Source organism: Salipiger bermudensis (assembly GCF_019801965.1).
Lineage (GTDB): Bacteria > Pseudomonadota > Alphaproteobacteria > Rhodobacterales > Rhodobacteraceae > Salipiger > Salipiger bermudensis_A.
Genome location: NZ_JAHVIA010000003.1, coordinates 1 through 14059, shown reverse-complemented (window position 1 = coordinate 14059; position 14059 = coordinate 1). Strand labels below are relative to the sequence as shown.

Sequence of the window (14059 nt, the reverse complement as noted above, 5' to 3'; positions counted from 1 at the left end):
AAAACCATACCATGGCACCAATCGAATCCTTCCAACCGCGGCCGATGAGTAGAACCGGGATTGACCGAAGCTGGAGATGGTCCGAGGGTAGAAGTCAAAACGTTCGTCCAACAAGAAGGGCTTGTATCAAAGCCGAGAAATGCAAAGAGCAATAATGACTAATAATGCAACGGAGATTGCTTTTAGGGGGGATTTATCAAAACTCGACCTTGATACTGAATACCGCTCTACAAAGAATGATCCGGTCGAGACTTTTTACAAAAAATGCCTTCGAAATGCTGATCTATATCAAAGAGCTGTCGGCTATTTTCGATCTTCTGTTTTGCTGATCATTGGACGGACACTTCTCGAGTTCGCACGTCGCGGAGGTCGAATTCAACTGATCTGCTCGCCGAGCCTCAGTGAGGAGGATGTCAGAAGTATTTCAGGCGGTTACGCGCGTCGCGACGAAGTTTTGGCCTCAGCGGTTATTGAAGAATTTGATCGATTGCTAGCTGAGCCCTCGACAGCCTTTCCTGCCAAAGCCCTAGCAACTCTTATTTCTTGTGGGGCACTAGAGGTTAGGCTAGCTCAACTGATTTCTGGAAATGGCATATATCATGAGAAGATTGGACTTTTCACAGATGGCTTTGGTCACACCGTAAGCTTCCGTGGATCAACAAATGAAACATGGAGCGGCTGGCACGCAGAAGGAAACTTCGAAGCAATTGAAGTTTTTTGCGATTGGGATGGGCCTTCCGATAGGATCCGGATCGAGAAACATAGAAACCATTTCGCGACACTCTGGTCGGGGAAGGATCCTAGCGTCACGGTCTCGGCGTTCCCCGAGACGGCCGAAATCTATCTACGCAAATACGCCGCTAATAGCATCGAAGAAATCATGGAAAGCGTCCCAGTCACCTCGACGTCACGCCGACAACCCCTGCCACACCAAACCGAGGCACTTGAGGCTTGGCGAAGGCAAGGTTGCCGCGGCATCTTTGAGCACGCAACTGGAACTGGCAAAACCTTCACAGCGATCGTAGCAATCAGAGATCATGTCAGGACCGGCAAACCTGCCCTTGTTCTCGTGCCGAGCAGGCTACTGCTGCATCAGTGGGCTGAAGAGATAAGCGATGAGATACCAGACGCGGCCTTGATGCTGGCTGGTGATGGTCAAAACCGTTGGAAGTTGCACGGTAGGCTCAAGAGCATGACAGCTGCAGATCTGGAATTAGGACCACGGGTAACATTGGCTATGATGCCCACCGCTGCAACTGATCTCTTTCTGGCAGGGGTCGCTGAGAGCGACGAACTGCTGCTGGTTGTTGACGAAGTTCATCAAATAGGCAGTCCCATTAATTCGCGTGCGCTCAAGATAGCGGCGGGCCTAAGACTTGGACTGAGCGCGACACCACGGCGCTACGGCGATACTGAGGGAACAAAAAGGCTCATGGACTACTTCGGCGGTGTTGTGCCTCCACCAATCACGCTTGGAGATGCCATGAAAGCCGGTCGCTTGGTGCCTTATCAGTATTTCCCGCACGCGATCAGCCTTAACGCGGATGAAGCGGACCAATGGCTTGATTTCACAAATAGAATAAAAAAGGAAATCGCAAGAAGCAGCACCGATGCCAACGGAAAAAAGCTGCTAAGCGAACGAGCAAAAATGCTGCTCATTCAACGTTCGAGGATTGCCAAGAAGGCGACAGCGAAGGTGGATCTTGCAGTTCGTACAATCAAACGGGAGTACCGCGACGGTCAGAGTTGGCTGATCTACTGCGAGGACAGTGAGCAACTTGGCGATGTTGTAAACGCGCTTCGGGTGACGGGAATTGAGACTATCGAGTACCACTCGAACATGATTGGCGATCGAGTGGCCACGATGGAATGGTTCCACAAGTTTGGCGGCATTCTGGTTTCAATCAAGTGCCTCGACGAGGGAGTAGACATACCCAAGGTTTCCCACGCACTGATTTTAGCGTCGTCTCAAAACCCAAGGCAATTCATTCAGCGACGAGGAAGAGTATTGCGGATTTCTCCTGGTAAGAACATGGCACAGATTCATGACGCAATCGTGCGACCATTGAGGTCGGAGTCTGAACCCGAGCAACTTGGCCTCCTCCGTGGGGAACTGATACGTGCTATTGAGTTCGCTAATGGTGCCATCAACAAGTCAGCTGGAGCGGAATTGAGGGCGATTGCCATGGAAATGGGCATCGACATAGACGACCTTGCAGCTCGAGACGGAGTAGAAGAAGATGACTGAACGGTCAGGACCAGACATTGCACTCGAAGTACTTTTGGCACAACGCTTGGAGGTTGCCCCAGACTTGCCGGAAGAGCTTATTCGTGCATGCTACTTTGTTCAAAAGAACAATCAGTTTACTTCTGACCGCTCGCTGCCGATGGCTGAGATGGAAAGACTAATTGACTCCGAAGTTGAGAAACTGTCAGCCGAATCCGAGGTTTTCAAATGAAGCTCATCCGTCTGACAATGAAGAACTTCATGCCTTACAAAGACCAGGCTGTTATTGATTTTCCTAAAGACGGGTCCCAAAATGTGATGCTCGTCTTTGGCGACAATATGAGGGGGAAGACCTCGCTTCTCAACGCACTTCGATGGGGCTTCTATGAAAAGGCGTTGGGAAGGCATTCCCGCCTCATCCCTCTGATAGATATCGTCAATAAGGACGCATTGCTCGAGGACAACTGGCGCGTCGAAGTGTTTGTTGAATTCGAAGCTAACGGTGATGTCTTCGAGCTTCGCCGGACGGCGGACCGCCGCTCCCCAGTCGTGCGTCCTTTCCGTTCGGAAGACCTGCAGACCTCAGTACTACTGAAGAAAAATGGCTCTGTCGTCGCGGGCAACCAAGTGGCCTATGAACTCGATCAAGTTGCCCCCGAGCAGACGTCACGATTCTTCCTTTTTGACGGTGAACTGCTTCAGGAGTATGAGGAGCTTCTGTTCGAAGGAAGCGAACAAGGGCGCCAGATCAAAGACGCGATTGAGCAAGCTTTAGGTGTTCCGACTCTAGTCAGAGGACGTGATGAACTCGGCACCATTCTAAAGAATGCTTCGCGAGCCCAAACCAAGGCACTGGCTCACATCCAGGGCCTGAAAGCACAAGCATTGCGCACCGACGCTTTGAACGAGAAGCTAGAGGCCTTTGAAGCTGATCAAAAATATCTTGAAGCCTCGATCTCTGGGGTTCGCGAGGAACGCGAAAACCTGGAAGACGAAATTGAGGCTGCTGCGACGGTTCTTGCGCTAAAGGCCAAACTTGACGCCGCTCGAGCTGACCGCGACGAAAGCCAATCCACCATTGCTCGGAAGTACACCGAGCGCCATGAAGTACTAGCCTCTGCTTGGAAGGACATGCTCGACGCACGACTGGGCGAAAAGAAGAGAAAACTGCGGGAGGAGCAGCTTCGCGTTACTGGAGAAATAAAGACAACCTCCCGATTTGAAGCGGACATTGATCGTCTCCAACAGTTGATTGATACTGACTCCTGTCCAACGTGTCTGCAGCCGGTTACGGGCCAAATCCGCGAAACTCTAAAGACGACACTCGGTGAAATGCAAGCCGGGCTTATGGCTCAGAAAGATGTAAGCGCCCGACTTAATGAAATATCAGCTCAACTTGGCAACCTGGAAAAAATTCGTGGATCTGGTGCGGGGCAGCGGTTGTTTCAGATCCAAAAGGACGTGAATCTCGCGCAGATCAAGCTTCAGAAAGCGGAGAACGAGATTGAAGACATTGAGGATAAAATCGATGAGCAGGACGCAACCGAAATTGCTCGAAAACGGTCGCGGATTGCGGATCTCCTTAAGGAAGAAGGAAAGCTGAACAGCGATGTTGACAGTGTGAGGACCAATATCCGGAAGGTTAAGGAAGACCTCGCGATCGCAAGAAAGGCAATTGAAGGAGTGGCATCAGCGAGGGCCGACAAGACCACCAAGAAAGTTGCACTAACCTCCAATTTGGAAAGAGCTTTCTCAGCTAGTATCGAAAAGCTCCGTGACCGGCTTCGTGGCAAAGTCGAGCAACTGGCGAGCGACGCTTTTCGCGAAATGACGACGCAGGGCGCTTATCAAGGTCTCCAGATAAACGAAAATTATGGTCTGAGTATTATCGACAGCCATGGACGCACCGTTTCGATGCGAAGCGCCGGTGCTGAACAGATCGTCGCACTATCATTAATAGATGGACTCAACAGGACGGGCCGATCGGCGGGACCAGTGGTGATGGACACTCCATTCGGCCGCCTCGACCCTAAGCACCGGAACAACATTTTGGGCTACCTACCGTCGGTGACCACTCAGTTTGTCTTGTTCGTTCATGGCGGCGAGATTCGTCGAGAAACAGATCTTGAGTCCATTAAGGACCGTATCGGCGCGGTTTACGATCTGATCGAGGTCTCAGAGACACAGACGAAAATCGAAAGGTCCAAACTATGATTGAATCTGAAGTCACAACGGTCGGTCTTTCCGAGCACGCCGACGATCTCCTTGATCAGATGAAAGAGCAAGAAATCTTTGCTGATAAACTGGACGGCTATCGATTCGCGATCAGTTTTGCTGTTGCTTCCGGTATTGTTCCCTCAGAGATCGGAAAGCGAAAGACATTGTTTAACGTGGGATCGCTTGACCCGGGGCAGTTGATACGGAGCGCTATCGAGGCATTGTACGAAGATGAACTAACGACTACCTCAGTCTATCGAGTCGCCGAGCGCCTGGCGGATTGGGGCGTTCGTGAACTGTATGAACAGGCCTCGCAGGGGCAGCTGGATTTTGCTGCCCTTCTGAAGAGCGTGGACGAAGCATCAGCCCAATGAACTCTCCGCTCAGACTCTTTTTAATGACCCAAAAACGAGGGTCGGAATGGAAAATCTTTGTCTCCCAGAAACTGGAAGAGGTTCACGAGGAATGGACCAGGTTACTGGCGGATGGAGCACTTGCAGGTGTCATACATGTAGGTTTCGGGCGCCCGCCGACACGCGTTTTCAATGAAGTTGCTAGCAACAACGAAGGGCGGATGCTCGTGACTCAGAGCGCCAAATTTGTGCTGCCGCAGCCTTTCAAATGCTCAGTAGCAAAAGTCGCCGAAGTGGATGACTTGCCTATATTTCTCGCTCTTGAAGGCTGGGGATACAGTATTAAGGATCCAACTGTACGTTTAATATCTCAAACAGGATTTTCAGGCAACGATTACACGGCATGCGGCGTTAATCAAGTGCCCGTTGCGCGTGGATGGGTGTCTGAATTCTTGTCAGTGGCTCCCGAGATTGAGGGAAACTTGAATCAGTTGGGCATCTATGATGAAGAAAGCTACCTCGAGAAAGAGGGAGAGTTGCAGGATTCAATTCGAACCTCGTTGGGGCAGTTTCGCTTTGACTCTTTGATTCAGGACCCAGACGATCCGTTGGACATTGTGCGCTGTGCGCCGCCGTGGCTCCGGTCTCTTGAAGTCGGAAGATTGTCTCTGACGGTTCGTCTAGGGAACGTTTTTAGCAACAACCGGATAAAGATCGTCTCCGACCTGGACCACTATTCAGAGGCGGAACTTTTTCGCCTGAAAAACTTTGGGCGCCATTCAAAAAAGCACTTAGCTGAAGCTCTTCTTGAAGGCCTCCGTCGTGGAGCGATCGATACACACGCCTCAATGGCCTTATTTGACCGGGGGTCGGGACATACGCGAGAAAACGATGTTGTACGTGGCCAGACTGGCGAATCATCCGCGGCTATCTCGCTCGGATTGATTGGAAACCTTCTCAAAACATTAAATGAAATCGAAGACCGGGATCGCAAGGTCCTCCTCGGTCGAATGGGTTTCAATGAACCGCCACGAACACTCGAGGATCTCGGCGGCGATTACGGCATAACACGCGAACGAATTCGTCAAATTGAGAAGCGAACACTTGATCGTATCATCACAAAAGAGCTCTGGGATGATGTGATGCGCCATCGGCTAAGCGCTATTTTAGAGTCTCGGGAAGAACCATTGCCTCTCTTCGGGTTAGAGGTCGTGGATGACTGGTTTAGAGGCACTTCCGGTAAGCAAGACGTCCTTGCGTATCTGATAGACTCGATTTGCGAGAAGCGTTTCCATGTTTTGAAAGTCGGCACTGTTGGTTATGTATCCCGTGTCGACCAGGAAACTTGGAACGAAAAGCTAAGGGAAGCTCGGCAACTGCTCGAGAGCGCGGTCGACCTTAATTGGTCGGAGAGGGAATGCCGCCAGACAGTTGAATGCTTCTTTCCTGATCAAGGGAAAGAATTGACGCCACTTCTCTGGGCTGAGGCATCCCGCCTTTGTCATTTTTCCGGATCTGAGGACTCGCGGACCCTTACTGCCTACGGGCGCGGCATAGAGCAACTGGTTCAAGTTGCCTTAGAAGATAGTCCAAACCCGCTCCACACGAGCGAGGTGGCCCAGATGGTTAGCGAAATCTCGGGCAGGCATATCGGTGAGTCTCAAATTCGCAACGCTGTTGCTAACGTAGGTGTTCTTCTTGGCCGAGGAACCTACGGCCTCAGGAAACACGTTCCTTTATCCGATGCCGAGATTGAGAAGGTGGCGGAAATGGCATTCGATATCGTGGCGGACCAAGCCGATGGCCGTCAATGGCATGCCTCCGAATTGGTGTCGGAGTTACAAGAAATAGATGGCGCTCTATGCGAAAGAATGGATAAATACGGGCTTAATGTTGCACTACAGATGAAGTCGCCATTGAAGTACCTTGGTCGACTAGTTTGGGCTCTTCCCGAAGCGGATGATCAACATCGCGTTGACCTTAGAGATGCCGTCATTGGGATTTTGGAAGCTGCCGGCGGCCCACTTTCAACGGGTGAAGTCAACAAGCGTCTTTCTGAATTCAGAGGAGTAAACAGTACCTTTCAGATATGGAACCGTGACCCAGTATTGCGGGTGGGACGAGGTCTTTGGGGGCTAAACGACCGAGATCTTGTAGTGAAGCGAGACCAACAACCAGCCCTCGTCGACAAGGTTTTCAGCGCGCTTCGGAAAAAGGGCGCCGGGATACATCTAGATGAGCTGAAGCAGTACATCGATTGCTCGCCTTTGGTGGACGCGGAGGCCATCTTTAGTATTGCTGCATTAGATGATCGAATAGCAATCGGTGTTGGCCGCTTCGCCTACTTGAAAGAATGGGGCGGCACCAGGCGGGTTACACTTAAAACTGCGCTCGACAGGCTGATGCAACAGGTTCCAGGGCCAATGAAAATTTCGGACATTAAGGACTGGCTAGAATTCATCACTGAACGGCAGATTGACAAGAGTACTGTGTCGCATGCGCTTTCGTCGTCAGGTACGCGTTACCTTGGGGATGGTATCTGGGAGATAAAGGAGCGAGACTTGTCTGATGAAGCCGATGAAGCTGATGAGTAAATAACTATCGGCAAGCTTTGGGCAATATCGAATTTCCCGCGGAATTGACGCTTCTGTGCATGGCTGATTCTTTCCTATTTAGTAGAATTTATTTATCGCCCATTCCGGCGAGGTTCGAACGTGATGCCCTGACATGTGGATAAGAGGCTAGTTGGAGGAAAGCGGCCTATTGAGTGCGCTGCGTATTTCCAATCGGCCTCAACTGCGAGCCATTTACGTCCGAGATCCTCGGCAACCGCGCCGGTGGTGTTGCTTCCCGCAAATGGGTCGAGAACCATGTCGCCCTCGTCGGTAAGAAACCGCACAAAAAAGTCCACCAGACTCCTTGGCATTCTCGCTGGGTGAACCTGAGTTCCTTGATCGAGGCAAAATTTGCGATAGCCATCGCTTGATACTGTGTTGGCAGCCCTTATTAGGTTCGTGGCTCCCTGAAACTCAGAGACAAGTTGCAGGGTTTGTTCGAACTGTTCTTGCGAAATCACTCCGTCGATCGGCGGAATGCCGTCAACATCACCAACATTTGGCGGGATCGCCCCCTTGTTGTCGGTCTTAAAGCTCTCTGCCCCAATATTGTGAGCTGAGGGCCGTGGCCCGGCGTTGTACTTTCCAGACTTGATCAATCGCTTCATGCTGGGACTGTATTCGCGCAGAACTTTTCGATTGTCGGCTTTCGGCCGCTCGTTCGGTGACATCCACCAAATGCGTGTGAACGCATCTTTGACTCTAGATCGTTCTTTATTGACCCATTCTACAGGTGACGGAAGACGTGCAGGGTTGTACCAAATGAATTCTTGGCAAAGATGTAAATCACCCTTTTCCAAAAAGTTCAGAAAAGCCTTCATAACGTGAACTGACATTACGGGACGACCAGGCATCCACGCGTTGCCGATTTCAATTACAATCGACCCGTCTTCGGTCACCATATCGCGCAAAATCGGCGCAAAATCGGCGAACCATTCAACGTATTCATCCTGCGTTCGATTTCCGTAGGCTTTCTTAGTGTTTAACGGGAATGGCGGTGAGGTCATCACAAGTTGAACCTGGCCTGCATATTTTTTTACAGGTTTGGTGCAAAGAACGTCCTCGGACTGCCCCAGATACATTTCACCAAGCTTGGTGGAATAGACGGGCAAAGAAGCATCATGCGCAACTGGTCGGTCAGCCACGATACTCGCTGTGTGTGTTTCAAACCAATCAGACATTCCTAGTTTCCTTTCTGGTATTCCGCCTACCATATTATCGAATTCATTCGCCAGCCACCTCAAAACCTAGAGTACCACTCAACGGCACCGTCAAGTGTCTGGTATTCCCACTCAATTGGAAATGGTTCCAGAATCCGCGCCAGTGTCATTTCGGCCCCTTGCCGCCCGTCGAGGATAGTCTGAACTACTTCCGGCGCGAGCAGCGTCATCCGTAGTAATCGGGTCATGTAGGACGGTGCAATCCCCTCATGCGCAGCCAACTCGGCGACTGTCGCGAACGCGCCTGTTTCGAGCATTCGTTTCCACCGGAAGGCGCGGGCCAGCGCCTTGACCAGTGTGCTGTCGGTCCGCCGCCGCTGGGGCGCGCCTTCGGGCAGCTGCATCTCCTTGCGCCCGCCGCGCTTTACCAGTCGGAATGGGATTCGCACTGTCACCGTTTCCGGCGTTGGCTTCGCACGGTTCATTTTGATGCTCCGAGATCTGCCAGCATTTCGCACGCGAGCTCGGTCAACCCGTCGATGCGCAGGCGAACATCGAGGCCATCGGTGTCGATGTCGATCCGTTCGACCAGCAGCGACGCGATACGCGCCTGTTCTGCGTGGAAGAGTTCATCCCACAGCGGATCCAGACGAGTCAACGCGTCACGGGCATCGGCCTCGGTGATCCCGTCGCCCTGCGGCCGCGCCGCCTTCCATGTGCCCGCGATAATCTCGGGCTGGCGGAAGACGGCACGCAGTTGGTCGATGACGGCGGCCTCGATCTCGCCGGCAGGCACGCGGCCGATGGGACATGCCCCGGCGCCGTGCTTCAGCACCGTCTGGCTGACGTAGTAGCGGTAGAGTTTGCCGCCCTTGCGGGTGTGTGTCGGCGAGAACGCGGCGCCATCGGGACCGAAGAGAAGCCCCTTCAGCAGCGCGGGCGTGCTGGAGCGAGTCCGGGCAGCCCTCTTGCGGGGGCTCTCCTGCAGGATGGCGTGAACCTTGTCCCAAGTCTCGCGGTCGATGATCGCGTCGTGTTCGCCAGGATAGCTGTCGCCCTTGTGGACCGCCTCGCCAAGGTAGGCGCGGTTTGACAGCATCCGGTACAGATACTTCTTGTCGATCCGGTTGCCACGTGGCGTGCCGAGGCCACGCGCGCCGACCTCGCTGGCCAGCACCGTGCAGGATCCGATTTCGATGAAGCGGGTGAAGATCCAACGCACATGCGCGGCGGTGTCCTCGTCGACGAGCAGCTTGCGGTTATCCACCCGGTAGCCGAAGGGCGGCACCCCGCCCATCCACATCCCCTTCTTCCGGCTGGCGGCGACCTTGTCGCGGGATGCGCTCGGCCGTGACCTCGCGCTCGAACTGGGCGAAGGACAGCAGGATGTTCAGCGTCAGACGGCCCATGGACGTGGTCGTGTTGAACGACTGCGTGACCGAGACGAACGTCACGCCGTTCCGGTCGAACACCTCGACCAGCTTGGCGAAGTCGGCGAGCGAGCGGCTAAGGCGGTCGATCTTATAGACCACCACCACGTCGACCAGCCCGTCCTCGATGTCTTCAAGCAGCCGCTTCAGTCCGGGCCGTTCCAGCGTGCCGCCGGAGATGCCGCCGTCGTCGTACTGATCGCGGACCAGCACCCAGCCCTCGGAACGCTGGCTGGCAATGTACGCCTCGCAGGCCTCGCGTTGGGCGTGGAGGCTGTTGAATTCCTGCTCCAACCCTTCCTCGGAGGATTTCCGGGTGTAGACCGCGCAGCGCAGCTTGCGGACGACCTTCGATTTTTCGGGCGGCTTCTTCATGTCCGCCCCCTGTGGTTCTTGAGGCCGAAGAAGACCCAGCCGTTCCAGCGCGTGCCGGTGATGGCCCGCGCGATGGCAGAAAGCGACTTGTAAGGCCGCCCCTGCCATTCGAAGCCATCGGCTGTGACAGTGACGATGTATTCGACACCCTGCCATTCGCGCAGGAGGCGCGTGCCGGTGATGGGGCGGTCGCGGTCGAGGCGCATTCCGCGCTTCTTCTTGTCGCCGCCGTCCAGTTCTTCGCCCAGCCGTTCCAGCCGCCGGATCGTCTCGGGCTTCAAGCCGCCATAGGCGAGTTCCTGGATGCGGTAGGCGATACGGCTTTCGAGAAAGCGCCGGTTGAACGGCGGCGGTTCGCTGTCGAACAGATCGCGCCACTGCTTTTTCAGGTCAGGCGTCGGTGTAGTCTTCAGCGCGGCCAGGCGCGCGGGGATGGGGTCGTGAGTCGTCATGTTTTCTCCGTTGGGTTCGGGGTTGCATGACGGCATTGGTCGGCCCAATAGTGTAGGCGAATTTCTCCAGTATCGTCAGAAGGTTCGCTCCGATTGCGCCGCATCAGGCGGACCAGCCCGAGGGCGAGCAGGCCACACAGCTCGGTGCGGCGTTCGGCGGGCGTCATCTGGGCGGGAGGCAGTGGATTGGGGCGTTTCATGCGGGGATCGGCCGTGTTCGGTAGAGTTGCTACCGATCAAAAGCCATCCGGGCGATGGAGACGGGACATCAAAGCGACATGAGCTTCCTCGACGCGAACAGGTTAAGAACATCGGGTCTTGCAGGGTGCGGTTTTGTCCACAATTATCGGAAGTTGAATCAAACAAGAGAAGTTATTCGTTGAGGTGGTTTCATGGCACGAAAGGCATCCCCGGTTGGCCCGCACATCCATAGCCTGATCGAGGATGCCCGCATTGACCTCGTCCGGGCTGTCCTCGCGGTGCGAGAGGGCGACAACGAGCCCGATTTCGGCCTGCCCACAGATGTGCCAGATCCCTCGGATGAGGAATTGGCTCACGGGTTTCGGCAGAGCCTGTTGGAAATCCTGTCGAAATTCGATGCAGACGAATTGCGGCCCGCCGAGCAGAGATCACGCCGCGTCCTGGCGCTCGCCGAAGGCAAGGGTATCGATTCTCTCACGGCAATCACCGAACAACAACTCGACGTCGAGCAAACGCTCGAGTTCGATCGGCAACCCGATCCGCTCTGCAAGAGCATCTGGGCATTTCTGAATGCCCGCCAGACATTCGAGGATGCAGAGAGTTTCCACTTCGCCCGAAAATTCAGGGACTATGGCAAGCTTTACGATGCCTTCGAGGTGGAACTCGAAAAAGCGGTCAACCTCAATTCGGGGTCGATCGACGAAGCGGCACTGGCCGCGAAGATCACGTCGGTTCTGCAACTTAAAACCGCCTGCACGGTGAAGGCGCTGGATCTGCCCGCCACTGCCGCGCACCCAGCGTCGATCATGCTGATCGTTCGCCATGGCGGGCCGCTGTCGAGCGTCCATGACCATCGTGACGACGGGCGCCGGGGCACGATCTATTATCGCCCGCCGAACGAGGCCACTCTCATCTACACGCCCGCCATCCGTCAGATCGAGGTCTGCGCGGACAGTCCGGTCGTGCGGCAGGGCGTTGCCGGGTCATTCGCCGAGGAGGCGCTGGGGCACGACGTGTCGCAGAAGCCGCTGACCTGGAAGCGCTACAACCTTTCGCGTTTCCGCAGTTCGCTGCGGCTCGATCTGCCGCGTATCTCTGGCTACGAGATCACGGACGCGCGCGTCCTCGAGGCTGAAATCCGCCTTGGCTCGTGGAGCCGGAAGCTTCTTCTGAAGGTGGCGGCCAACGACGACATCGAGGAGGTCGCCGACCGATATCTGAAGCCCAACAACATCTTCCGCCGCGCCGATGGCTTCAGCCGCGTGGGGATCGCCGTCACCTACAACCGCATCGGAGACGACAAGGTACGCACGCTCAACATCACCATTTCCGGCTCGAAGAGCTGCAAGCTCCAGAGCAACAAGGATCCGGATGAACGCAACCTCGGGTTCGCGCTTCTCGACGCCTGGGGCATTCTCAGCGCCTTCAAGCAGATCGAGCCCACCGACTTGCGCGGGATATTCCCGCAACTGGTCATGCTTCACGACCGGACCGAGGACGATGTCAGCGGCGAGTATCTGCGCGAGCTCGGTCTCGATCCGGACCGCATGATCCAAGGCGGTCTTCTCGACCGGCGGGGGCGCCAAGACATTGTGCTTATCGACGATGATGACCTGGGCCGAGAAGCCGAGGTCAAGCCATCCGGCATCGAAGGCATGTCGCGTGTTGAAGGTGCCTTCGGAAAAGATGGGGGCCTGAGGCCAACATCGGATCTCGAGATGTACGAGATCAACCGCGAGTGGCTGCACGAAACCGTGGTTGGGCTTTTGAAGCCGATGCTGAACAAGCTCGCGGCGCAGGTGCTGGATCCGGACCTGTCGCTGCTCGGCTCCATGCGGATCGACGGTGCCGATGTTCCGATCTACTTCGCCCGCCGCCTTCACGACCTCAAGACGATTTCGCGCCTAGATCAGCTGATGCGCGCGCGCAACGCGGCAGGCGTCGGAATCGTGCTGTCGGCCAGCACTGAAGGTCCCGGATACCTGGGGCCGAACCTCGTCGTCCCCGTTTCTGGTTGCATCTCAACCGGCACAGACGATCTTCTTCTCTCCCGAGATGCGCTCGAACTCGCCTACCGAACCAATCGTTCGCTGGCGCGGGGTGGTGCGACACCGCAGGTCCTGCGATCGGGCACGCAATCGGCGACGTTACACATTCCTGGCAAGACATCGCTCGCGCTGACGGGTGCGGATCAGATCACGATCTTCGAACGACTGGTCGCGGCCGAGAAGGCTGGCAGCCCCGATGTCCAGGTCAAGCAGCTGATGGACGGACTTGGGTCGCGCAGTCCGCAGCAGGCCTTCCGGAAAGAAGCCTGGGACAGCATCCGCGACGTCTACATCGGCGCGGGCGCGAAACGGGGATACTGGCGCCTTCTCGTTGAAGCACAGCCAGCCGAAGACGTAGCCGAAGCCCCGGTCGAGGAACCCGTCTAATAACGGTCTAACATGCGACGGAAGACGGTCTAACAAACCGCTGATTATTGGAAGGGCTCCACATAGAGGAGCTTTTTCATGCCGACTCCCTTCCCCCCGCGCCAGGCAGCCCCGACGAGCTGGTCCGGCGCCGCGAAGACCAAGCCCACCTCCCACAATTCGGAATGGCGCTGCACGCGCTGTGACAAGCTGCTCGGCGTCTGCCGTGACGGCCGCATGCACCTGCGCTTCGCGCGGGGGCACGAGTATCTCGTGGGCTTCCCGGTGCAGGCGACCTGCCGCGGCTGTGGCACGCTGAACAACGCGACCGCGCCCGCGCGCTGACGCGCGCATTCACCCAACCCCCCGAAATCGCAGAGACGCGCGACGTCCTGACCTGGCCACGAGAAGGCGCCGGACGCCTGGCCGCAAGGCAGGCGTCCGATGTCCTTCGCGTGGCACGAGATCCGTGATCACCTCATGCATTCATCCACGATGACCTGCTCCCCTGAAAAGTCCGCGGTTTGAAGTTAGCCTGTTCTCCAAACGAGGAGACAGACGATGCGGAAAAGCCGTTTTAGCGAAGAGCAGATCATTGGCATCCTGAAGGAGCAC

The 14059-nt window shown here is 55.5% G+C and carries 10 protein-coding genes and 1 pseudogene; 7 read left to right on the top strand and 4 right to left on the bottom strand.

Annotation, left to right across the window (positions count from 1 at the left end):
• The first annotated feature begins 154 nt into the window (after positions 1-154).
• Genes KUV62_RS07060 through KUV62_RS07040 form a run of 5 tightly spaced genes read left to right on the top strand, consistent with a single transcriptional unit; the run spans position 155 to position 7391 of the window.
• Complete coding sequence (locus tag KUV62_RS07060; RefSeq protein WP_222602991.1) at positions 155-2248, top strand: DEAD/DEAH box helicase family protein; 2094 nt, start codon at positions 155-157, stop codon at positions 2246-2248.
• On the top strand, positions 2241-2459 hold the full coding sequence (locus KUV62_RS07055) for a hypothetical protein (RefSeq protein ID WP_222602990.1): 219 nt from the start codon (positions 2241-2243) through the stop codon (positions 2457-2459). The genes KUV62_RS07060 and KUV62_RS07055 overlap by 8 nt, the downstream gene beginning before the upstream one ends.
• Positions 2456-4441 carry an AAA family ATPase gene (locus KUV62_RS07050; protein ID WP_222602989.1) on the top strand — a complete coding sequence of 662 codons (1986 nt, stop codon included), beginning with the start codon at positions 2456-2458 and terminating at the stop codon, positions 4439-4441. The genes KUV62_RS07055 and KUV62_RS07050 overlap by 4 nt, the downstream gene beginning before the upstream one ends.
• Entirely contained in the window at positions 4438-4818 is a 381-nt protein-coding gene (locus KUV62_RS07045; protein WP_222602988.1) for a hypothetical protein, read from the top strand. Before KUV62_RS07050 ends, KUV62_RS07045 begins: the two co-directional genes overlap by 4 nt.
• Positions 4815-7391: a sigma factor-like helix-turn-helix DNA-binding protein gene (locus KUV62_RS07040; RefSeq protein WP_222602987.1), complete on the top strand. Its 2577-nt coding sequence runs from the start codon at positions 4815-4817 to the stop codon at positions 7389-7391. Before KUV62_RS07045 ends, KUV62_RS07040 begins: the two co-directional genes overlap by 4 nt.
• A gap of 92 nt (positions 7392-7483) precedes the next feature.
• Here KUV62_RS07040 and KUV62_RS07035 read toward each other — a convergent pair whose 3' ends face one another.
• The 4 genes and pseudogenes from KUV62_RS07035 to KUV62_RS07020 all read right to left on the bottom strand — a co-directional run bounded on the left by KUV62_RS07035 (position 7484) and on the right by KUV62_RS07020 (position 10829).
• Positions 7484-8593 (bottom strand): DNA-methyltransferase, encoded by a 1110-nt coding sequence (locus tag KUV62_RS07035; RefSeq protein WP_222602986.1) that lies wholly within the window; start codon positions 8591-8593, stop codon positions 7484-7486.
• A gap of 59 nt (positions 8594-8652) precedes the next feature.
• Positions 8653-9057 (bottom strand): hypothetical protein, encoded by a 405-nt coding sequence (locus KUV62_RS07030; RefSeq protein ID WP_222602985.1) that lies wholly within the window; start codon positions 9055-9057, stop codon positions 8653-8655.
• Positions 9054-10377, bottom strand: a pseudogene (locus tag KUV62_RS07025) (recombinase family protein). Before KUV62_RS07025 ends, KUV62_RS07030 begins: the two are co-directional and overlap by 4 nt.
• Entirely contained in the window at positions 10374-10829 is a 456-nt protein-coding gene (locus KUV62_RS07020; RefSeq protein ID WP_222602984.1) for a DUF2924 domain-containing protein, read from the bottom strand. Before KUV62_RS07020 ends, KUV62_RS07025 begins: the two are co-directional and overlap by 4 nt.
• 392 nt (positions 10830-11221) lie before the next feature.
• Between KUV62_RS07020 and KUV62_RS07015 the strand changes: the two genes are divergently transcribed.
• Entirely contained in the window at positions 11222-13465 is a 2244-nt protein-coding gene (locus KUV62_RS07015; RefSeq protein WP_222602983.1) for a hypothetical protein, read from the top strand.
• 78 nt (positions 13466-13543) lie between these two features.
• Positions 13544-13789, top strand: a complete 246-nt coding sequence (locus KUV62_RS07010; protein WP_222602982.1) for a hypothetical protein — start codon at positions 13544-13546, stop codon at positions 13787-13789.
• Positions 13790-14059 lie beyond the last annotated feature (270 nt).

Excerpts from the sequence above, each read along its gene's own strand:
- KUV62_RS07010 (WP_222602982.1), top strand. The coding sequence starts at position 13,544 with ATGCCGACTCCCTTCCCCCCGCGCCAGGCAGCCCCGACGAGCTGGTCC.
- KUV62_RS07020 (WP_222602984.1), bottom strand. The coding sequence starts at position 10,829 with ATGACGACTCACGACCCCATCCCCGCGCGCCTGGCCGCGCTGAAGACT.
- KUV62_RS07015 (WP_222602983.1), top strand. The coding sequence starts at position 11,222 with ATGGCACGAAAGGCATCCCCGGTTGGCCCGCACATCCATAGCCTGATC.
- KUV62_RS07030 (WP_222602985.1), bottom strand. The coding sequence starts at position 9,057 with ATGAACCGTGCGAAGCCAACGCCGGAAACGGTGACAGTGCGAATCCCA.
- KUV62_RS07060 (WP_222602991.1), top strand. The coding sequence starts at position 155 with ATGACTAATAATGCAACGGAGATTGCTTTTAGGGGGGATTTATCAAAA.
- KUV62_RS07050 (WP_222602989.1), top strand. The coding sequence starts at position 2,456 with ATGAAGCTCATCCGTCTGACAATGAAGAACTTCATGCCTTACAAAGAC.
- KUV62_RS07055 (WP_222602990.1), top strand. The coding sequence starts at position 2,241 with ATGACTGAACGGTCAGGACCAGACATTGCACTCGAAGTACTTTTGGCA.
- KUV62_RS07035 (WP_222602986.1), bottom strand. The coding sequence starts at position 8,593 with ATGTCTGATTGGTTTGAAACACACACAGCGAGTATCGTGGCTGACCGA.
- KUV62_RS07045 (WP_222602988.1), top strand. The coding sequence starts at position 4,438 with ATGATTGAATCTGAAGTCACAACGGTCGGTCTTTCCGAGCACGCCGAC.
- KUV62_RS07040 (WP_222602987.1), top strand. The coding sequence starts at position 4,815 with ATGAACTCTCCGCTCAGACTCTTTTTAATGACCCAAAAACGAGGGTCG.